This window comes from Streptomyces sp. NPDC001617 (assembly GCF_053596855.1).
On sequence record NZ_JBSFHA010000013.1, the window covers coordinates 67,429 to 87,422 of the forward strand.

The window sequence follows — 19,994 nt, forward strand, 5'->3', positions numbered from 1 at the left end:
TTCCGACATGAGATGGACCCGGCGTCTGCGTCTGTGCACGGCGGGGGTGGTGGCGTCCGCGCTGCTCGCCGCTCCCGCCGCCCGGGCGGCCGAGCCGAGGAACGGCCGACTCACCGATCTGGTGAACCCGTTCATCGGCACCGAGAACGAAGGCAACACCTTTCCCGGCGCGGCCGTGCCCTTCGGCATGGTGCAGATGTCGCCGGACACCGGCCACAACACGGGCTACGACTACTCCTTGTCCCACATCCGCGGCTTCTCCCTGGTCCACCTCTCGGGGGTCGGGTGCCGCATCGGCGGCGACCTGCCGGTGCTGCCGACGACCGGTGACGTCACACAGACGGACGACGCCAGGTACGCGGCCGAATTCGGCCACGACGACGAGTCGGCGAGCCCCGGCTACTACCGGGTCGGCCTGAAGACCGGCATCGAGGCGGAGCTGACGGCGACCGCGCGCACCGGCGTGCAGCGCTACACCTTCCCCGCCACCGACAAGGCCAACGTGCTGCTGAACGCGGGCCAGGCGCTGCACAAGATGGTCTCCAGCAGTGTCGAGATCCTCGACGACCACACCGTGCGCACCGAGATCAGCGGTCATGGCTTCTGCCAGGACACCAAGCCGTACACCGTCTACACCGTCACCCGCTTCGACCGGCCCTTCACCGCCTACGGCACCTGGGACGGCGGCACGGTCACGGCGGGCGCCAGGACGGGAGCCGGCGGCGCCTATGTCCGCTTCGACACGACCGAGGACCGTACCGTCCAGGCGACCACCGCGCTGTCGTACGTCGACCCGGCCGGCGCGGCGGCCAACCTGAGTGCCGAGGGCGGGCGGTCCTTCGACACCGTGCGCGAGGCGGCCCGGCGGGCCTGGGCGGCGCGGCTCGACCTGGTGCGCGTCCAAGGCGGCGACGAGACCCTGCGCCGGACCTTCTACTCGTCCCTGTACCGGTCCTTCCTGGCACCGAACATCGGCAGTGATGCCGACGGCCGCTACCGGGGCTGGGACCTGGGCATCCATCGCGCCAGGGGCTTCACGTACTACCAGAACTGGTCCCTGTGGGACACCTACCGCACCCAGTCCCAACTGCTGTCCCTCCTCGCGCCGCGCGAGGCCCGGGACATGGCCCTCTCGGTGATCAGGATCTCCGAGGACGGCGGCTGGCTGCCCAAGTGGGGCTACGGCACGGTCGAGACGAACATCATGACCGGGGACCCGGTCACACCGTTTTTGACCAACGCCTATCAGCAGGGGTTGCTCAAGGGGCACGAGGAACAGGCCTACCGGGCGCTGCGGCGGAACGCCGACGGGGTGCCGCCCGTCGACTCGATGTACGTGGGCCGGGAGAGCAACAGGGAGTACATCGCGGACGGGTTCGCCCCGTACGTCAAGGGCCGGCCGAAGACGAAGATGGGCGACTCCGACTACCACCAGGGGGCCTCGGCCACCCTGGAGTTCGCCCTGTCGGACGCGATGCTCGCCCAGATGGCGCGCGACCTCGGTCATGACGCCGACGCGGCGCGCTATGCCGCCCGCTCGCAGAACTACCGCAACATCTTCGACCCCTCGACCGGCTTCTTCCGCGCCCGCGACGCCTTCGGCGCCTTCGCCGGACCGGCCGACCCGGCGCAGAGCGTGGGCTTCCACGAGGGCACGTCCTGGCAGTACCAGTGGCTGGTGCCGCAGGACCTGCCGGGCATGGTCGCCCTGATCGGCGGCGAGCAGGCGGCCAACACCCGGCTCGACTCGTTCTTCGCCTACGACCGGCTGCTGGCCGACCCGGCGAGGACGGCACGCGAGGTGTGGGTCAACGGACCGTACGCCTACTACAACGCCGACAGGTACAACCCGCAGAACGAGCCCGACCTCATCGCCCCGTACACCTATCTGTCGACCGGTCAGCCCTGGAAGACGACCGACGTCGTGCACGCCGCGCTGACCCTGTTCACGGACGGTCCGACCGGCATGACCGGCAACGACGACCTCGGCACCATGTCCGCCTGGAACGTGCTGTCGTCCATCGGGATCTTCCCGGTCCAGCCCGGCTACGACACCTGGGGCCTGTCCACGCCGGTCTTCGACCGGGTCGACCTGGCCCTGGACCGCCGGTACTACCCGCACGGCACCTTCACGATCACCGCTCCCGGCACCTCCGCCACCGACCGCTACATCCAGTCGGTCCATACGGACGGGACACCGCACGCCCGCACCTATGTGACGACGGCCGACCTCCGCTCCCTGCACTCGCTCGACTTCACCGTCGGCCCGCGCCCGTCCGAGTGGGGCACCTCGGCACAGGCCGCACCGCCTGCGCTGAAGTGACGCCGGAAGCCTGACGAGTCCCGGCCCCGCTCGTCGCGGCGGGGCGCGGGCAGCACGGCGTACTGGTGGACGCCGGCCCCATTGCTCGACGATGCCCGCTTGACTGGGCCGTGACCGGATCACCCGCACGGGTGTGACCACAGGTGTCCCATGGGTCACACCCGCCGCCGTGCGACGGGACTTAATCCGTTGTTAACTGTGCGTAGCTTGATCGTACTTGACCGTAATCACCTGCGGGGGGTTGACTGCTTGCTCACCCGTCGTCGACGCGAGGCAAGCCATTGACATCTGACCTGCTCGCTCCTCTCGACCTGGCTTTCTGGAACATCGAGTCCGCCGAACATCCCATGCACCTCGGCGCACTCGGCGTCTTCTCGGCCCACTCGCCCGCCGCGGGTGCCCACGCGGCCGACCTCCTCGCGGCCCGGGCCGCGGCGGTGCCCGGACTGCGGATGCGGATCCGGGACGTATGGCAGCCGTTCTCCTTCCGGCCGTCGGCCTTCGGTGGTGCCACCCGCGAGGCCGACCCCGACTTCGATCCCCTCCACCACGTACGGCTGCACGCCCCCACCGCCGACTTCCACGCGGACGCGGGCCGGCTGATGGAGCGTCCGCTGAAGCGCGGCCGGCCGCCGTGGGAGGCGCATGTGCTGCCGGGGGAGGACGGCACCTCCTTCGCCGTGCTGTTCAAGTTCCACCACGCCCTGGCCGACGGGCTGCGCGCGCTGGCGCTCGCCGCCGCCGTCCTGGACCCGATGGACATGCCGGTCCGCAAGCCCCGCCCCGAGGAGCCGAAGGGCGGGCTGCTGCCCGATGTGCGCAAGCTGCCCGGGCTGGTGAGGGGCGCCGTGTCCGACGTGGGGCGCGCTCTCGACATCGGCGCCTCCGTGGCCGTGTCGAGCCTGGCGGTGCGTTCCTCGCCCGCTTTCGCCGCCGAGGCCACCGGCACCCGCCGCACCGCCGGCGTGGTTCTCGACCTCGACGACGTGCACCGCATCCGCAAGTCCGAGGGCGGCACCGTCAACGACGTGCTGATCGCGGTCGTCGCGGGCGCCCTGCGCCGCTGGCTGGACGAGCGCGGCGACGGCAGCGAGGGCGTCGCGCCCCGCGCCCTGATCCCCGTCTCCAAGCGCCGCCCGCGCACCGCCCACCCACAGGGCAACCGGCTCTCCGGCTACCTGATGCGGCTCCCGGTCGACGACCCCGACCCGCTGGGCCGTCTCGGTACGGTCCGCACCGCCATGGACCGCAACAAGGACGCCGGCCCCAACCGGGGCGCGGGCGCCGTCGCCCTGCTCGCCGACCATGTGCCCCCGCTCGCCCACCGGCTCGGCGGTCCCCTGGTCAGCCAGGCGGCCCGGCTCTGGTTCGACATCCTGGTCACCAGCGTCCCGCTGCCCAGCATCGGCCTGAAGCTCGGCGGCAACCCGGTCACCGAGGTCTACCCGCTCGCCCCGCTGGCCCGCGGCCAGGCCCTCGCGGTGGCGGTGTCGACGTATCGCGGACACGTCCACTACGGGCTCGTGGCGGACGCGAAGGCGGTACCGGACCTGGACCGCCTGGCCGCGGCGCTCACCGCGGAGGTGGAGACGCTGATCACCGCATGCGGTTCCTGAGCTCCGTTTCCGGCGCACCCCTGCGGCTCACTCGCGAGCGGGTTTGGAGGACGGGCCCGGCGCTCCGTAAAATTCGCTGTTCGACAGCGGGTGCGATCGGAGCGCCGCTCGGGTGATCAGGGAAACGGCAGCGCGATGACGGTGACAGAGGAAGGCTCGGCGACCACGGACGAGGTGGTCTACGGGCCCGGCATCGACCCGGAGCGGCTCGCCGTCTGCCTCAGCGTGCTCGACGAGCTCGACGAGCTGGAGGTCGACCACCCGGACGCGATCGCCGTGCGCCGGGCCACCGCCGGCGTCTACCGCACGGTCAAGCAGCGGCGCCGCCAGGAGCGCCGGGCCGCCAAGACCGCCCACGACAAGGCGGTCACCGAGGCCACCGCGACCGGATCCGCCCAGCGCATCGACGACGAGACCGAGGGCATCCTCCCGTCGTCGATCACCGAGGAGGGCCGGATCGCGGGGATACTCCAGCGCCCGCGCTCCTGCTACACCTGCAAGACCCGGTACGTGGAAGTCGACTACTTCTACCATCAGCTCTGTCCGGACTGCGCCGCCCTCAACCGGACGAAGCGCGACGTCCGAGCCGACCTCGCCGGCAAGCGCGCCCTGCTCACCGGCGGTCGCGCCAAGATCGGCATGTACATCGCGCTCAGGCTGCTGCGCGACGGCGCGCACACCACGATCACCACCCGCTTCCCGAAGGACGCCATCCGCCGCTTCAAGGCCATGGACGACTCCGCGGACTGGATGCACCGCCTGGAGGTCGTCGGCATCGACCTGCGCGACCCGGCCCAGGCCGTGGCCCTCGCCGAGCAGGTCGCCGAGGCGGGCCCGCTCGACATCCTGGTCAACAACGCGACACAGACCGTACGCCGTCTGCCCTCCGCCTACGCCGCCCTGGTCGACGGCGAGAGCGCCCCGCTGCCCGCCGGTGAACTCCCCGCCCACCACGTCATCGGCGCCTTCAACTCCGGCGCGGTCGACGGCCTCGCGGCCCTGCCCCTCGGCACCAGCGGCCTCGACGCCCAGCAGGTCGCCGATCTGGCCCTGGTCGCCGGCAACGCCAGCGTCGCCCGGCACCTCGACGGCACCGCCATCGACGCGGGCGGCCTCGTCCCGGACGTCGTCGACACCAACACCTGGGTGCAGACCATCGAGCAGATCTCCCCGGTGGAGCTCCTCGAGACCCAGCTGTGCAACTACACGGCGCCGTTCATCCTGATCAGCGCGCTGCGCCCGGTGATGGCCGCCGCCGCGAAGAAGGCGCGGAGCGGACGCGCGTACGTCGTGAACGTCTCCGCGATGGAGGGCGTCTTCGGCCGCGGCTACAAGGGCGCGGGCCACCCGAACACCAACGCGGCCAAGGCCGCCATGAACATGGTCACCCGGACCAGCGGCCAGGAGATGTTCCAGACCGACGGCATCCTCATGACCTCCGTCGACACCGGCTGGATCACCGACGAGCGCCCCCACTACGACAAGCTGCGCCTGGCCGAGGAGGGCTTCCACGCCCCGCTCGATCTGGTCGACGGGGCCGCCCGGGTCTACGATCCGATTGTGCGCGGCGAGCAGGGCGAGGACCTGTACGGCGTCTTCCTGAAGGACTACGCGCCCGGAAAGTGGTGAAAGCACCACCGATCGTGACGTGTGTACCGGCGCCCGTCGGGAACCCGGACCCTGGTGAGTACCGCGCCAGGGAGTGACCATGGGCAGTCCACACAGCATTGATCCACGCGCACAGAACGATCCGCGCAACCGCTACCCGACGGACGAGGAGTTCTACGGCAGCGACCGCCCGGACCACGCCGTACTGCCGGAGGACAGGCCCCGCGGAGGCGGGCCCACCATGCCGGTGAAGCACCGCGGCACGTGGGCCACGGTCGCGCTCGTCGCCGGCATCATCCTGCTGATCCTCGTGGGGATCGCACTGTTCCCGTGAGGGAGCCCCAGCCACCGTCACGAGCGAGGTGGTGCGTATGAGCGAAGAGAGTCATGGACGGCGTACCCCGCTCCGGGGTGCGCCGTCCTCACGCGTGTGCCGCCGTCCACCAGCAGATCGGCGCCGGTGATCCAGCGCGCCGCGTCCGAGGCCAGCCACACCACGGCCCGTGCGATGTCGTCGGGCTCCCCGATCCGCCCGAGCGGCAGCCCGGCGGCCACCCGCTCCTCGTCCGGCTCCCACACGAACCGCGCCATCTCGGTGCGCACGAGCCCGGGGGAGACGGAGTTCACCCGCACCTTCGGCGCCAGCTCGCCCGCGAGCTGCTGGGTCAGATGCAGCAGGGCCGCCTTGCTGGTGCCGTAAGCCCCCACGTTCGGCCCGACATGTGCGGCCCCCTCCGTGCAGACGTTGACCACCGAGCCGCCATGCTCCCGCATCCACGCCCGCCAGGCACCCTGCACCAGCCTGAGCGGCGCCTCGACGTTCACGACGAAGGCCTCCCGCCATGTCCCCGGATCGGCCTCCATCAGCGGCCCGTACGGCTGGTTCGTCGCGGCGTTGTTGACCACCACGTCGATCCGGCCGAACGCGCCCAGAGCGCTGTCGACGACCTCCCGCAGATGCCGTGGATCGCCGACACTGCCGCTCACCCCCACACCGCCCAGCTCAGCGGCCGTACGCCGCACCTCGTCCGCGTCCCGCGCGGTCACGCACACCCGCGCACCGGCGGCCACCAGCCGCTCGGCGACCGCCCGCCCGATGCCCCGGCTCCCGCCGGTCACCACGGCGACCCGGCCCTCCAGCCCGTCCTGCGCGTACGACGACGTCATCGCCGTACCGTCTCATGACGGTCCGTCAGTCGACAGCCCCGAGGCGGGAGTTCTGTGCCGCCACCAGTTCCAGGACGGTGCGCCAGTCCTCCAGGACGCCGGCGTCGAACCCGGCGGCCAGGCTCTCCTCGTCCGCCAGCCTGAGGCGCAGCAGGTCGTCGTCGCCGGCCGGGCCATGACGGCGTACGAGACGGTAGACACGCTCGCCGAGCAGGGGCCGTACGGCCTCGGCCGCGCACTCGGTCCGGCGGGTCTCGTCACCGGGGCTGAGCAACTGTCCGATGTCGTGCACCAGCCCCGCGACCTGGAGCTCCTTGTCGGCGGGGCGGCTGCGGCGCAGCAGTGCGGCGGTGCGCAGCGCGTGTTGGTACCGGCAGGCGTACAGCAGATCCATCAGCTCTTCGACACTGCGCAGCTCCATGCGTCAGCCCTTCCGCCGGACAAGCCGTTGCCGTCCGTCAGCAGATCATGGCCGTGTTTCGAATCGGCCAACGGGACTTGAACTGCGTGGCCCTTTCACTGCGGTCCGTGATGGTGATGGTGATGGTGCGCGGGGGCGGTGTCCGGCTCGGCGGGCGGCGCTCCGCCCATCATCCGCAGCATCGCGGCCCCGCCCGTCCGCACGAACCGCCAGACCAGCACCGCGGCCAGCAGCAGGAAGGCGATGTTGAGCCAGGTCGTGTAGTTCCAGGAGATCCCCTCGTCCGGGATCTTCGCCGTGCTCTGGTCGGGGACCAGCCCGAGGCCGCCGAAGACCAGCTCCACGGCGTAGCCCGCGAGGACCATCGCCGTGTAGAAGGTGGCCAGCAGGAAGGCGGTCATCCGCAGGCCGTAGTACTTCCGGTAGATGTTCAGGATCGGCAGGATCAACAGGTCCGCGAAGATGAAGGCGACCACGCCGCCGAAGCTGATGCCGCCCTTCCACAGGACGACGGCCAGGGGCACGTTCCCGATCGAGCAGACGAACGAGGCGATCGCCACCAGCGGTCCGAGGAGCGGGCCGACCAGCTTGGCGGCGAGCGGATGGCCCTCCAGGAAGAAGGACTGCCAGAAGGAGTCGGGCACCCAGGCGGCGATCGCGCCCGCGATCAGAAGGCCCACCACGAGGTCGCGCAGGATCGCCGCCCACTCCATCACGAAGACGTGCGAGACCGAGGTGAACCCGTCCCGCGACAGCAGCCGCCGTGCGAACGACCCCTCGCCGCCGACCGACATGTCCATCGCGGCATGACCCTCCATGGAACCGGCCACCCCGCGCTCGGCCTGCTCGCGTGCCTGCCGCAGCAGGCGCTCGCGCAGGAAGAGCCGGAACAGCACGGCCAGCAGCACGATCATGATCGGGCCGCCCGCGAACTCCGCCAGGGTGAACTGCCAGCCCATCAACAGGGCCAGGATCACGCCCAGTTCGACCACCAGGTTGGTGGAGGCGATCTCGAAGCCCATGGCGGCGGTGAAGTTCGCGCCCTTGCGGAACAGGGAGCGGGCCAGGGCCACGGCGGCGTAGGAGCAGGACGAGGAGGCGGCGCCGAGGCCGGCCGCGAGGGACAGGGTGCGGGGGCTGTCGTCGCCGAGGAGGCGGACGACGGTGGAGCGGCGCACCACCGCCTGGACCACGGCGGACAGCGCGAAGCCGAGGACCAGGGCCCAGGTGATCTCCCAGGTCATCGAACCGGCGATGGACAGTGCGTGGAGGATCGCGGACATGCGGACGACTGTACCCCCTAGGGGTATCGGTAGCACCTGCCCGTCACGGCCGAGAAGCAGTGCAGGTCGTCCGCGTGGACCGTCACGCGCAGGGAGGCGCCCCTGCCGTGCGTCGGCCGTCCCGGGAGCCGGACGACGAGATGCCCGAGCTCGTCGGTCGGACCCGCGGTGGTGTGCAGGTACACGACGGCTCCGGTGTCCTCGACCGCCTCGACCACCAGGTCCAGCCCGGGGGTCGTACGGTCCTCCGCCGGGAGGACCTCGAACCGCTCGGGCCGGACGCCGAGCACGACCGCGTCGGCGCCCTCGGCCGCGGCGGTCCTCAGAACGGAGCGGGGCAGCGGCACGTCCAGGCCGCCCAGCCGGACGCCGTCGGCGCGGAGGGGCAGCCGGAACAGGTTCATCGCCGGCGAGCCGATGAAGCCGCCCACGAACGTGTTGGCGGGATGCGCGAACACCTCCCTCGGCCGGCCCACCTGCTGCAGCACCCCGCCCCTGAGCACGGCGAGGCGGTCGCCCATGGCCATCGCCTCCGTCTGGTCGTGCGTCACGTACACCGTGGTGATGCCGAGATGGTGCTGCATCCGGACGATCTGCCCCCGGGTCTCCACCCGCAGCCGGGCGTCGAGATTCGACAACGGCTCGTCCATCAGATAGACCCGCGGATCCCGCACCAGTGCCCGCCCGGTCGCCACCCGCTGCCGCTCGCCGCCCGACAGCGTCCTGGGCCTACGCTCCAGGTACTGCTCGATGTCGAGGACGGACGCGGCGAACTCGACCCGCTGGCGGGCGTGCCGGCGCGGCATGCGGGCGATCCTCAGCGCGAAGCCGATGTTGTCGGCAGCCGACAAATGCGGGTACAGCGCGTAGTTCTGGAACACCATCGCGACGTTCCGGTCCCGGGGCGGAAGATGGGTGACGTCCCGGACGCCGATGTGGATGGACCCCGCATCGACGTCCTCCAGTCCGGCGAGCAGCCGCAGACAGGTCGACTTCCCGCACCCGGAAGGTCCGAGCAACACCATGAACTCGCCGTCCTCGATCTCGAGGTCGAGCGAGTCGACGGCCGGCCGGTCGCCCGACGGGAAGCGCCGGGTGACCTTCTCGAAGGTGACGGACGCCATGACATCCCCCTCCCGCACAGGTCCTGGAACCCAGAGTGGAACGGGTGTTGCCCCTCGGCACGACTCTAGACCGAATGAGTGAAAGGAGATGGGGATGAAACAGGGCGTCTCACGACAGTAACCCCAAGTTTTCAACCCCATAGAGCGGGGTGCCGCTCATTTGGTTAATCTGGAGCGGACGGACAGCACCACCGGGTCCCACCCACACCCACGTCCGTCCCGGGGCGAGCCGACAACGGCCTGCTCGTACACGAGTTACCGGCGCCACCGCGTCCGAACTGCTTTCGACTCACACCCGAGCGGGCGTCAGGCGCCGGACCGCCAGTGGCCGGCACGCCCCGAGGGTGACCCGACACATAAGGAGTGCGCGGTGACACCGGAGAAGACGAATCGCGAACAGCGCCCCGAGGAACGCACGGAGCGCCCCGGCCGACGGTCGGACGAACTCGGCAGCCTGGAAGTCTGGGCCCACGCGGCCCCGATCCGTCTGGCGGGCTACGAGGACGACCTCGCCGAGCCCCACATCCTGCCCAGCGTCGACTGACCCCCGCAGGACCCTCGCGATCGCCGACCGCATGGGCGTGCCAGACTCGCGCCCATGCAGATCAGAGAAGCCGCGGCCGAGGACTGGCCGTGGATCTGGCCTTTCTGGCACCGCATCGTCGCCGCCGGTGAGACCTACACCTGGGACCGGGCCACCTCCGAGGAGGCGGCCCGGTCCCTGTGGATGAACCCGGCCAAGCGGGTCTACGTCGTCGAGGACGAGACCGGCGCGATCGTCGCCTCCGCCTTCGTCACCCCCAACTACGGCGGCCCCGCCGCGCGTATCGCCAACGCCGGCTTCATGGTCGACCCGGACCAGGCAGGCCGTGGCATCGGCCGGGCCCTCGCCGAGCACGTCGTCGAGGCGGCCCGGGCCGACGGCTACCGCGGAATGGTCTTCAACGCGGTCGTGGAGACCAACCCGGCGGTGAAGCTGTGGCTGTCGCTGGGCTTCGAGATTCTCGGGACGGTGCCGGAGGCGTTCGAGCACCCGCGCCACGGACGGGTCGGGCTGCATGTGATGTACCGGGCGCTGTAGAGGACGCTTCGGGGGGAGTCGCCCTAGTCCTTGCGCCCCGTCACCGCCACCGTCACACCCAGGCCGATCATGGTGAGGCCTCCGACCCCGCCGATCAGCGAGAGGCGGTGCGGGGAGCGGGCGAACCAGTCGCGGGCCGTGGACGCGGCCAGGCCCCAGACGCTGTCGGAGGCCACCGCGATGGCGTTGAAGACCAGGCCGAGCAGGAGCATCTGCAGGGTGACATGGCCCGCGCCCCGGTCGACGAACTGGGGCAGCACGGCCGCGAAGAAGACGATCGTCTTGGGGTTGGTGACGCCCACCGCGAACCCCTCCCAGAAGGTGCGCAGCGCACTGTGGGCGGATCCGGCGCCGGTGAACACGGCCCGCAGGGAGCCGCGTTCACGCCATGCCTTGACGCCGAGGTACACCAGGTACGCGGCGCCCGCCAGCTTGAGCGCCGTATAGACCAGGACCGAACGCTCCACGACCGAGCCGATGCCGACCGCCACGGCCACGACGAGCAGGTAGGCGCCGAGCGTGTTGCCCACGACGGTCGTCAGCGCCGCCCGGCGTCCCTGCGCGAGGGCCCGACCGATCACGAACAGGACGCTCGGACCGGGGATCACGATCAGCAGGAAGGACAGCGCCGCGAAGGCGAGCAGACGGTCGGTGGACATCATGGGTCCATGCAAGCACGGGCAGGGGTCGGCCCTCAGCCCTATTTTCCCGGTCCCCGCTCACCCGCTTCGGTCGGTGGCCTGCCGGCGCGGGCCTCAGTCCAGAGGTGCCGTCCGCTGCCACGGATGCAGCTTCTCCAGCTGCTCCGCCACCTCCAGCAACAGGGCCTCCGAGCCCGGGCGGCCCACCAGCTGTACGGCGGTGGGGGCACCGGAGGGCAGGGTGCCGAAGGGGACGGACATCGCGGGCCAGCCGGTCAGGTTCCAGGGCGGAGTGAGGGGCGAGTAGTTGGTGTTGGCGAGGATGTTGGGCAGCCAGCCCCGCTCGTGCCAGGCCACCGACTTGGGGGAGCGGCGGGCCAGCGCCGGGGTGAGCAGGACGTCGTACTCGGCGAAGAACGGTTCCATGCGGCGGCGCAGCCGGTCCCGGCTGTCGCTGGTGCGGACGCTGTTCAGGAAGCGGCGGCCGATGGCGGCGTGGACGCGGGTGCGCCGGGTGAGGAGGCGCGGGTCGAGGCCCTGGGCGTCGACGGCCGTGCCCGCCGTCCAGTGGGCGAGGGAGGTCGTGCTCAGGGAGAGGGGGTACGGCGGGTCGGCGCGACGGACCTGGTGGCCGGCCTTGATCAGGACGCCGGCGGCGTCGCGGGCCGCGGTCGTGTACGGCTTGGTGATGGCGACGCCGGTCAGCGGGCTGCGCAGTGAGACGGCGATGCTGCGTACGGCGGGCTCGGGCGCCCGTACGGCCTCGGTGTCCGTGTCCGCGAGGACCGCCAGCATCAGACGGGCGTCCTCGACCGTGGTCGCGAGCGGACCGTTCTCCGACATGCCGAACCAGTCGCCGTCGCCGATGCCCGCCGGGACGACGCCGTGGCCCGGCTTGATGGTGACCAGGCCACAGTTGGCCGCCGGGATGCGCAGCGAGCCCATGCCGTCGTTGCCGAGGGCGATCGGCACGAAGCCGGCCGCGACGGCCGCGCCACTGCCGCCCGAGGAGCCGCCCGCCGTGCGGGTGAGGTCCCACGGATTGCGGGCGGTGCCGTGCACGCCCTCCGTGGTGCCGAAGATGCACAGTTCCGGGACGTTCGTCAGACCGACGACCACCGCGCCCGCCGCCCGCAGCCGGGCCACGGTCACATGGTCCTCGGCGGCGGGCGTGTCCGGTGTCGCGGCGGAGCCGACCCGGGTGGACTCGCCGCGCACCGCCAGGTTGTCCTTGACGGCCACCGGCACGCCCGCGAGGGGCAGTTCGGCCAGATCGGCGCGTGAGGCCACCTCGTCGGCCTCGGCGAGCGCCGCCTGCGCGCGCACCACCCGGAACGCTCCGACCCGTCCGTCCAGCCGCTCGATCCGGTCGAGATGCCCGGCCACCACCTCCCGGGGCGTGGCCCGCTTCTCGCGTACGGCGGCGGCGATCTCGGTGGCACTCCGGCCGACCCAGCTGGTCACGGGCGCTCCTTTACTGGCGAGTATGTAGGGAGAACTGTGCCCGTACCGGGGCGTCACGTCGAGGGGCGGCCGGTCTTGGACATTCGGGCCCGTCTTCTTGGACTTTTTGAGCGCCGGTTCTGAGTATGTGCTCGTTGACCAGCGGGTCATCCGACCAATGGCTCAACTCGGCTGCGTCCGCGCCCCATTGACAGCCCCTGATCGCAGCCCAATGATCAGACATCCGATGAATTGGAGCCGCTCATGCGTACGTATCCAAGACGTCAGGTCCTGGGCGCCGCCGCGGGTGTCACCGCCTCTGCCGCCCTCGCCCTCACCTCCGCGACGGACGCTCGGGCCGCCGAACCCGGTGCCGGCCGGGCCGGGCAGTGGGTCCCCGTCCCCGACCCGCTCCCCGTGCCGATCGACACCCTCTTCGACAACGACGGCATCGACACGGCCACCGCCAGGGGCGGTGACTTCGACGGCTCCGGCTACACGTTCCCGGGCGAGGAACTCCCCGCCGGCCGGGTCGAGGTCGACGGCATCCCCTTCGACTTCCCCACCTCGACCGCCGGCGCCAAGAACAATGTCGTCGCCCTCGGCCAGCGCATCGAGCTTCCCAAGGGCCGCTACCTCTCGGCCGTCTTCCTCACCGCCGGCAGCTACGGCAACGCCTCCGGCAAGGCCACCGTCCACTACGCCGACGGCACCACGACCACCGCCGGGCTGAGCGGCGCCGACTGGTACGCGGCGGGCGGCTCGCTGTCGGCGCCGTATCGCTACACGCCGGACGGCACCAAGGACGAGCACGGCGTCGGGATCGGCACCTCGGAGGTCTGGGCCGATCCGCAGCGTGAGGCCGTCGCGATCACCCTGCCGGTCGGCGACCCGGCCGAGGCGGGCAGGACGGCCCTGCACATCTTCGCGCTCTCGCTCCAACCCGTCGCCCAGGGACGGGCGTTGACCCTGCGAAACGCCCACTCCACTAGCTCGCTGCTCGACCGCACCGGGGCCCAGAGCGTCGAGGCGACCGTCGTCAACGCCGGCACCGTCGCGATCCTCACCGGTGACGAGGTCTCCGTACGCGTCGACGTCCCCGGTGCCCGTACGGTCGAGCCCGCCCGCATCCGCCGCCTCGGCCCCGGTGAACAGGCGCGCGTCCGCGTCGGCATCCGCAACCGCGCGGGCACCGCACCCGGAACCGAGCAGGACGGCACGGTGCGGGTCAGCGGGCGCGGGTCCCAAGTCGCCGTACAGTCCGGCAAGTTGACGCTCGGCACCGCGGACTACCAGCCCACCGGGGCCTCCCTCTCCGGCCACCAGGCGCCCTACTGGTTCAACGGCGCCAAGTTCGGCATCTTCATCCACTGGGGCGTCTACTCGGTGCCCGCCTGGGCGCCGGTCGGCAAGCAGTACGCCGAGTGGTACTGGGACCAGATGCAGGACCCGAACAACCCGACCTACGCCTACCACCGGGCCACCTACGGCGAGGACTTCGCGTACGACGACTTCATCCCGCGCTTCAGCGCCGAGAAGTTCGACCCGCGGGCGTGGGTGGAGCTGTTCCGCGACGCCGGTGCCCAGTACCACGTACTGACCTCCAAACATCACGAGGGCTTCGCGCTGTGGGACACCAAGGTGTCCGATCGGAACGCCGTGCAGATGGGCCCCAAGCGGGACTTGATCAAGGAGCTGTTCGAGGCGTCCCGGCGGTACACGCCCGAACTCCACCGCGGGCTCTACTTCTCGATGCCCGAGTGGTTCAACCCGGACAACCCGTGGATGGGCCACGCCCCGCGCAACCCGTACACGCTCGAACCGGTCCCTTACACCGGATACACCTCCGGCAAGGACTACGTGAGGGACTATCAGGCCCCGCAGATGCTCGAACTGGTCCACGGCTACGACCCGGAGATCATCTGGTGCGACATCGGCGGCGTGAACGACAGCCTTCACGTCCTCGCCGAGTACTTCAACCACGCGAAGAACAGGGCCCGTCCGATCGACGTGACGGTCAACAACCGGTCGGGCATCGCCTTCCACGACTTCACGACGCCCGAGTACACGACGTACGAGAACACGGTCGTCGCCAAGTGGGAGTCCAGCCGGGGACTCGACCCCTTCAGCTACGGCTACAACAGCGCGACCCCCGACGACGCCTACATGACGGCCGAGGAGGTCGTGCGCAGCCTCGTCGACATCGTCTCCAAGAACGGGAACTTCCTGCTCGACATCGGCCCGCGCGCCGACGGCACCATCGCGGAGATCCTGCAGACCCGGCTGCGGGAGACCGGCGCCTGGCTGCGCACCAACGGCGAGGCGATCTACGACACCACGTACTGGTCGCGCATGGCCGAACTCGGCGAGGACCTGCGGTTCACGGTCCGTCCCGACGAGGCGTTCTACATCCACTCGTTGGCCGAGCCGGGCGCGCAGCTCATGGTCGAGGCGCCGGTGCCGATCCGGGCCGGCGACAAGGTGACGCTGCTCGGCCACGACCGGCCGCTGAGCTGGACCGTGCGGGGCGGTGCCCTGGTGATCGACGTTCCCGAGACGGCCCGGAAGGCGGGTCGGTACGTGTGGGTGTTCAAGGTGGAGTGGCATGGGTGAGTTGAGAAAGAGAGCGCTGCGGCTGCTCGGTGCGGTCGCGGCGCTGACGCTGCTCGTGGTGCCGACATCGGCCGTCGCGCAGGAGCAGCAGAAGGCACCGGTGACGGTGCCCGCGCTGACCAACTGGTCGGCGGAACAAGGTGGTTACGTGTACGGGTCGGGTGCTCGGCTGGTCGCCGACACTCCGGCCGAGCGCCGGGTCGCCGGCACGCTCGCCGACGACCTGCGGGCGGCGGGCCACGGCACCGTTCCGATCGTCCCCGGGGGCGCTCGTAGCGGCGACATCGTGATCGACGTCCAGCCGTCCCGGACCTCACTGGGCGCCGAGGGCTACGAACTCCAGGCCGGCAAGCGGCTGTCGGTGACCGGTGCCACCGAGACCGGCGCCTTCTACGGCACCCGCACCCTCCTCCAACTCCTCGCGCAGGGCGACCGGATACCGGCCGGGCGGACGGTCGACGTACCGCGCTACAAGGAGCGGGGTGTCGGCGTCTGCGCGTGCTACATCCACATCACGCTGCCCTGGCTGGAGAACCTCGTCCGGGAGATGGCGTACGACAAACTCAACCAGCTGCTGGTCGAGCTGAAGGTGAAGAGCGACGCCCATCCCGAGGCCGACACCTGGGGCTACTACACCAAGGACGAGATACGGCAGCTGGTCGCCCTGGGCGACAGGTACCACGTCGAGATCATCCCCGAGATCAACTCCCCGGGCCATATGGACCCGTGGATAGAGAACCGCCCCGACCTGCAGCTGACCGACTCCGACGGCAACAAGCAGCCCGCCCGGCTCGACGTCACCCAGCAGTCGGCCTTCGACTACTACACCAGCCTGATGGACGAGTACGCACAGGTCTTCACCGCGAAGTCCTGGCACATGGGCGCCGACGAGTACATGCTCGGCTCGGACTACTCCAAGTACCCGCAGATGCTCAAGTACGCCCAGGAGAAGTACGGTTCGAGCGCCACTCCGCAGGACGCCTACATCGACTTCATCAACCGGGTCCAGGCCTACGCGGCAAGCAAGGGCAAGCGGCTGCGCATCTGGAACGACGGTCTGACCGGCGCCAACACCGTGCCGGTGGCGGCGGGGACGACGGTCGAGCACTGGCTGAACGTGGCCGTCAAGCCCAGCCAACTCATCGCCCAGGGCTATCCGTTGATGAACGCCGCCTACTCGCTCTACCTGATCCGCGGCGGCTTCCACTCCGACACCGCGTCGCTGTACGACCAGAGTTGGGACCCGCGCAGCTTCGACGGCGAGAAGGTCGCCTCCAGCAAGGGGATCACCGGCGCGAAGATCAGCCTCTGGCCGGACAACGGCCGCGGTGAGACCGAGAACGAGGTGGCCGTCGAGCTGTGGCCCGCCCTGCGCCACATCGCGCAGGCCACCTGGGGCGACCCGCATCCCGACGCCACATACGCCCAGTTCACCGCGCGTGGCACAGCAGTCGGGCACGCTCCCGGGTGGCGGGACCTGACGCGGCTGCCGGTGCCGGAGGGGTCGTACACCTTCACCACCGACGGCGCGTCCTTCACGGCCGACCTGACGCGCACCGCGGACGGCTATGCCTCCCTCAGGACCACCGACGGCTGCCTGGAGATCAGTGGGGGCAAGCTCACGCTCAACGTGCCGCTCCAGCCCGGCGTCGAGGCCGACCGGGCGGCCTGTGACGCGACCGACACCCTGCAGCGCTGGCAGCTGCAGCCCGGCGAGGGCGGCTACCGACTGGTCAACACGATCACGCAGATGGCGCTGAGCGTCACCGACGACGGCCGACTGGTCCAGTACCCGCCGGACCAGCGCACCCCCGCCGTGTGGCACCTGACCGCCGCCTGACCCGAGGAGCCCGAACACCATGGCAGTCTCCAGACGTACCTTCGTCGCCTCGGCCGTCGCGCTCGCCTCGGTCGGCGTCCCCGCGGCGCCCGCCCTGGCGGTCTCCGCGGCCGGTCCGGCCGGCTCCCTGATCTCCGTCAGCCCCGACGACACTCCGGACGAGCTGGTCCGCAAGGCCTCCCAAGTCCGGCCCACCGCACGGCAGATCGTCTGGCAGCAGCTCGGTCAGACGGCGTTCCTGCACTTCGGGGTCAACACCTTCACCGGCCTCGAATGGGGAACGGGCGACGAGGACCCGAATGTCTTCCAGCCCGCCGGCCTGGACACCGACCAGTGGGCGCGGGCCCTGCTCGACGGCGGCTTCAAGCTCGCGATCCTCACCGTCAAGCACCACGACGGCTTCGTCCTCTACCCCTCGCGGTACACCAACCACACGGTGGCGTCGAGCAGTTGGGAGGGCGGCCACGGCGATGTCCTGCGCTCCTTCGCCGACTCCATGCGCCGCCACGGCCTCAAGGTCGGCGTCTACATCTCGCCCGCCGACGAGAACCAGTACCTGCACGGGGACTACGCCAACGGCAGCGCCCGCTCGACGCGCACCATCCCCACCCTCGTCGGCGGCGACGACCGCACCCCGGACCGCTCCTACACCCTGGACGCCACCGACTACGGCGCCCATATGCTCAACACCCTCTACGAGGTGCTCACCGAGTACGGCCCCGTCGACGAGGTGTGGTTCGACGGGGCGCAGGGCCGTATCCCGCCGGGCAAGGTCGAGGACTACGACTGGGACAGCTGGTACACGCTGGTGCGTTCACTCGCCCCGGACGCGGCGATCGCCGTGACCGGCCCGGACGTGCGCTGGGTCGGCAACGAGGGCGGCACCGCGCGCGAGAACGAGTGGAGTGTCATCCCGGTCAAGGAGAACCAGTACGGGCGTACCGACTGGGCGTTGTCGTACGACACCGCCGACGAGGGCAGCCGCAGCGCGCTCGTCACGGCGCAGCCGAACACCGACTACCTGCAGTGGTGGCCCGCCGAATGTGATGTGTCGATCCACGACGGCTGGTTCTACCACCCCGACCAGCTCCCCAAGAGCGTCGATGACTTGATCGACATCTACTTCGGTTCGGTGGGCCGCAACTCGGTCCTGCTGCTCAACGTGCCGCCGGACACGGACGGCCTGCTCGCGGACCGGGACGTGACACGGTTGCGCGAGTTCCGTGAGCGGATCGAGGCCGAGCTGCCCGCCGACCTGGCCCGGGGCGCGCACGTCACGGACTCGGCCGGGGTGCGCACCGTCGACCTCGGTGCGGCCCGTGAGGTGGACCGCGTCCGGCTCGCCGAGGACATCCGACACGGTCAGCAGGTCGAGGGCTTCGTGGTCGAGGCCGTGGTCGGCGGCTCCTGGACGCAGGTCGCGACCGCCGGCACGATCGGCGCGAGCCGCATCCTGCTGCTGGACGCGCCGGTGCGGGCCCGGCGCTGGCGGCTGCGGGTCACGGCGGCACGGGCGGCCGTACACCTCGCGGAGTTCGGGCTGTACCGGTCGCGGGTCTGAGGGGAGCCCGCGCGGGGCGGTCACCAGGACGTCGGCGACCTGGTGACTGCTCGTCGGGAAGGCTCTCGGGGCGCGGGGACGTCAGGATGCCCACGGAGCAGGCCAGGGCCGCTCCGGCCAGGATCAGCGGGCCCGGTCGCGGTCACGCATGGTCTCGGCGGTACCGGCGGACACGCCAGACGACGAAGGCCACGATCGCGAGCCCGGCCGTCACCACGGCGACGGTCCGGCCGACCAGGCTCTCGGCACGCTCGTACGCGGCTCCCGCGGCGTAGCCGAGCAGGGCGTTGCCGACCCCCCAGATGACACCGCCGAGCGCGTTGTACAGCAGGAAGCGGCGGTACGGCATGCCCGAGGCGCCCGCCATCGCCGGGACGAAGGAGCGGAAGAGGGCGACGAAGCGGCCGAGGAACACCGCGGCCGCGCCGCGCCGCCGGATGAGGTCGCGCGACTTCTCCACCCGCTCGGCCTTCCGGCGCAGCGGGCGGCTGCCCAGCAGACGTGGCCCCAGACGCCGGCCCATCTCGTAGCCCACACCGTCCCCGATGATCGCCGCGAGGACGACGGCCACGGTCAGCCAGGCCAGGTTGACGACGCCCTGTCGGGCCAGCACTCCGCCGACGATCACGGCGGTCTCGCCGGGGAGCAGGAACCCGAAGAACAGCGCGTCCTCGGCGAACACCAACGCCACGACCACCACGTACACCACGGGCCCGGACAGGTCGTCGAGCCAGTGGAGAAGCGTGCTCATGGTCTGACCAGCACCCTGTCCGGGCGGCGCAGCAGGATGTTCATCGCGGTCATGGTCAGGACCGGCTCTCCGTGTTGGTCGAGGACCTCGATCCCGGTGTGGAGCAGGCCGCGGTCCGGTTTGGTGCGGGAGACCCGAGCACTGCGCACGGTCGTCCGCAAGGACAGCGTGTCACCTGGGCGGACCGGGCGCACCCAGCGCAGTTCGTCGATGCCCGGCGAGGCCAGCCCGGCCACCTTGCTGAGGTAGTGGTCGGCGTACAGCCGCATCATGATCCCGCAGGTGTGCCAGCCGCTGGCGATCAGACCGCCGTAGGGGCCCTGTCGCGCACCCTCCGGATCGGTGTGGATGCGCTGCGGATCGAACTCGTCGGCGAAGCGGAGGATCTCCTCCTCCGTGACGGTGATGCTGCCGTAGACGTAGACCGCGCCCGGGACGTAGTCCTCGAACCAGCGGTCCTCGGCGGGCACGGCGAAGTCGGCGTCGCTCAGCGTGGTGGTGGTCATTGATCCCATGTGCTCC

The 19,994-nt window shown here is 70.8% G+C and carries 17 protein-coding genes; 9 read left to right on the plus strand and 8 right to left on the minus strand.

Features of this window, described 5'->3' with window-relative positions; translation table 11 throughout:
- The first annotated feature begins 7 nt into the window (after window positions 1-7).
- The 4 genes from ACWC09_RS12910 (at window position 8) to ACWC09_RS12925 (ending at window position 5,881) form a co-directional block, all read left to right on the plus strand.
- Complete coding sequence (locus ACWC09_RS12910; protein WP_450850561.1) at window positions 8-2,323, plus strand: GH92 family glycosyl hydrolase; 2,316 nt, start codon at window positions 8-10, stop codon at window positions 2,321-2,323.
- Window positions 2,324-2,604: 281 nt separating this feature from the next.
- Window positions 2,605-3,939 carry a wax ester/triacylglycerol synthase family O-acyltransferase gene (locus ACWC09_RS12915; protein ID WP_450850562.1) on the plus strand — a complete coding sequence of 445 codons (1,335 nt, stop codon included), beginning with the start codon at window positions 2,605-2,607 and terminating at the stop codon, window positions 3,937-3,939.
- Window positions 3,940-4,074: 135 nt separating this feature from the next.
- A complete protein-coding gene (locus ACWC09_RS12920) occupies window positions 4,075-5,568 on the plus strand; it encodes an SDR family NAD(P)-dependent oxidoreductase (RefSeq protein WP_450850563.1) in 1,494 nt (497 codons plus the stop codon).
- Between the two features lie 79 nt (window positions 5,569-5,647).
- On the plus strand, window positions 5,648-5,881 hold the full coding sequence (locus ACWC09_RS12925) for a hypothetical protein (RefSeq protein ID WP_450850564.1): 234 nt from the start codon (window positions 5,648-5,650) through the stop codon (window positions 5,879-5,881).
- Window positions 5,882-5,898: 17 nt separating this feature from the next.
- On the opposite strand, the gene ACWC09_RS12930 is transcribed toward ACWC09_RS12925, so the two are convergent.
- From ACWC09_RS12930 to ACWC09_RS12945, 4 genes are all read right to left on the minus strand, one after another.
- Window positions 5,899-6,714 (minus strand): SDR family oxidoreductase, encoded by an 816-nt coding sequence (locus ACWC09_RS12930; protein WP_450850565.1) that lies wholly within the window; start codon window positions 6,712-6,714, stop codon window positions 5,899-5,901.
- Window positions 6,715-6,739: 25 nt separating this feature from the next.
- On the minus strand, window positions 6,740-7,135 hold the full coding sequence (locus ACWC09_RS12935) for an HD domain-containing protein (RefSeq protein WP_450850566.1): 396 nt from the start codon (window positions 7,133-7,135) through the stop codon (window positions 6,740-6,742).
- Window positions 7,136-7,230: 95 nt separating this feature from the next.
- Window positions 7,231-8,418 (minus strand): permease, encoded by a 1,188-nt coding sequence (locus tag ACWC09_RS12940; protein ID WP_450850567.1) that lies wholly within the window; start codon window positions 8,416-8,418, stop codon window positions 7,231-7,233.
- A gap of 17 nt (window positions 8,419-8,435) precedes the next feature.
- Window positions 8,436-9,542, minus strand: a complete 1,107-nt coding sequence (locus ACWC09_RS12945; protein ID WP_450850568.1) for an ABC transporter ATP-binding protein — start codon at window positions 9,540-9,542, stop codon at window positions 8,436-8,438.
- A gap of 370 nt (window positions 9,543-9,912) precedes the next feature.
- On the opposite strand from ACWC09_RS12945, the gene ACWC09_RS12950 reads away from it, so the two are divergent.
- Together ACWC09_RS12950 and ACWC09_RS12955 are read left to right on the plus strand one after the other, a co-directional pair.
- On the plus strand, window positions 9,913-10,086 hold the full coding sequence (locus ACWC09_RS12950) for a hypothetical protein (protein ID WP_450850569.1): 174 nt from the start codon (window positions 9,913-9,915) through the stop codon (window positions 10,084-10,086).
- Window positions 10,087-10,140: 54 nt separating this feature from the next.
- The gene (locus ACWC09_RS12955) at window positions 10,141-10,623 is read left to right on the plus strand and encodes an N-acetyltransferase family protein (RefSeq protein WP_450850570.1); all 483 of its coding nucleotides are present in this window, start codon (window positions 10,141-10,143) and stop codon (window positions 10,621-10,623) included.
- A gap of 23 nt (window positions 10,624-10,646) precedes the next feature.
- On the opposite strand, the gene ACWC09_RS12960 is transcribed toward ACWC09_RS12955, so the two are convergent.
- Entirely contained in the window at window positions 10,647-11,285 is a 639-nt protein-coding gene (locus tag ACWC09_RS12960; protein WP_450850571.1) for a LysE family translocator, read from the minus strand.
- Window positions 11,286-11,378: 93 nt separating this feature from the next.
- Window positions 11,379-12,728 (minus strand): amidase, encoded by a 1,350-nt coding sequence (locus ACWC09_RS12965; protein ID WP_450850572.1) that lies wholly within the window; start codon window positions 12,726-12,728, stop codon window positions 11,379-11,381.
- A gap of 243 nt (window positions 12,729-12,971) precedes the next feature.
- Between ACWC09_RS12965 and ACWC09_RS12970 the strand changes: the two genes are divergently transcribed.
- The 3 genes from ACWC09_RS12970 to ACWC09_RS12980 are packed head-to-tail and all read left to right on the plus strand — an operon-like array spanning window position 12,972 to window position 18,721.
- Window positions 12,972-15,320 carry an alpha-L-fucosidase gene (locus tag ACWC09_RS12970; protein WP_450850573.1) on the plus strand — a complete coding sequence of 783 codons (2,349 nt, stop codon included), beginning with the start codon at window positions 12,972-12,974 and terminating at the stop codon, window positions 15,318-15,320.
- Window positions 15,313-17,160 carry a family 20 glycosylhydrolase gene (locus ACWC09_RS12975; protein WP_450850574.1) on the plus strand — a complete coding sequence of 616 codons (1,848 nt, stop codon included), beginning with the start codon at window positions 15,313-15,315 and terminating at the stop codon, window positions 17,158-17,160. The genes ACWC09_RS12970 and ACWC09_RS12975 overlap by 8 nt, the downstream gene beginning before the upstream one ends.
- A 19-nt stretch (window positions 17,161-17,179) precedes the next feature.
- Window positions 17,180-18,721, plus strand: a complete 1,542-nt coding sequence (locus ACWC09_RS12980) for an alpha-L-fucosidase (RefSeq protein WP_450850575.1) — start codon at window positions 17,180-17,182, stop codon at window positions 18,719-18,721.
- Between the two features lie 142 nt (window positions 18,722-18,863).
- Here the strand turns inward: ACWC09_RS12980 and ACWC09_RS12985 are convergent, their stop codons facing one another.
- Together ACWC09_RS12985 and ACWC09_RS12990 are read right to left on the minus strand one after the other, a co-directional pair.
- Window positions 18,864-19,472 (minus strand): DedA family protein, encoded by a 609-nt coding sequence (locus ACWC09_RS12985; protein ID WP_450850576.1) that lies wholly within the window; start codon window positions 19,470-19,472, stop codon window positions 18,864-18,866.
- Window positions 19,469-19,978: a MaoC family dehydratase gene (locus ACWC09_RS12990; RefSeq protein WP_450850577.1), complete on the minus strand. Its 510-nt coding sequence runs from the start codon at window positions 19,976-19,978 to the stop codon at window positions 19,469-19,471. Before ACWC09_RS12990 ends, ACWC09_RS12985 begins: the two co-directional genes overlap by 4 nt.
- Window positions 19,979-19,994 lie beyond the last annotated feature (16 nt).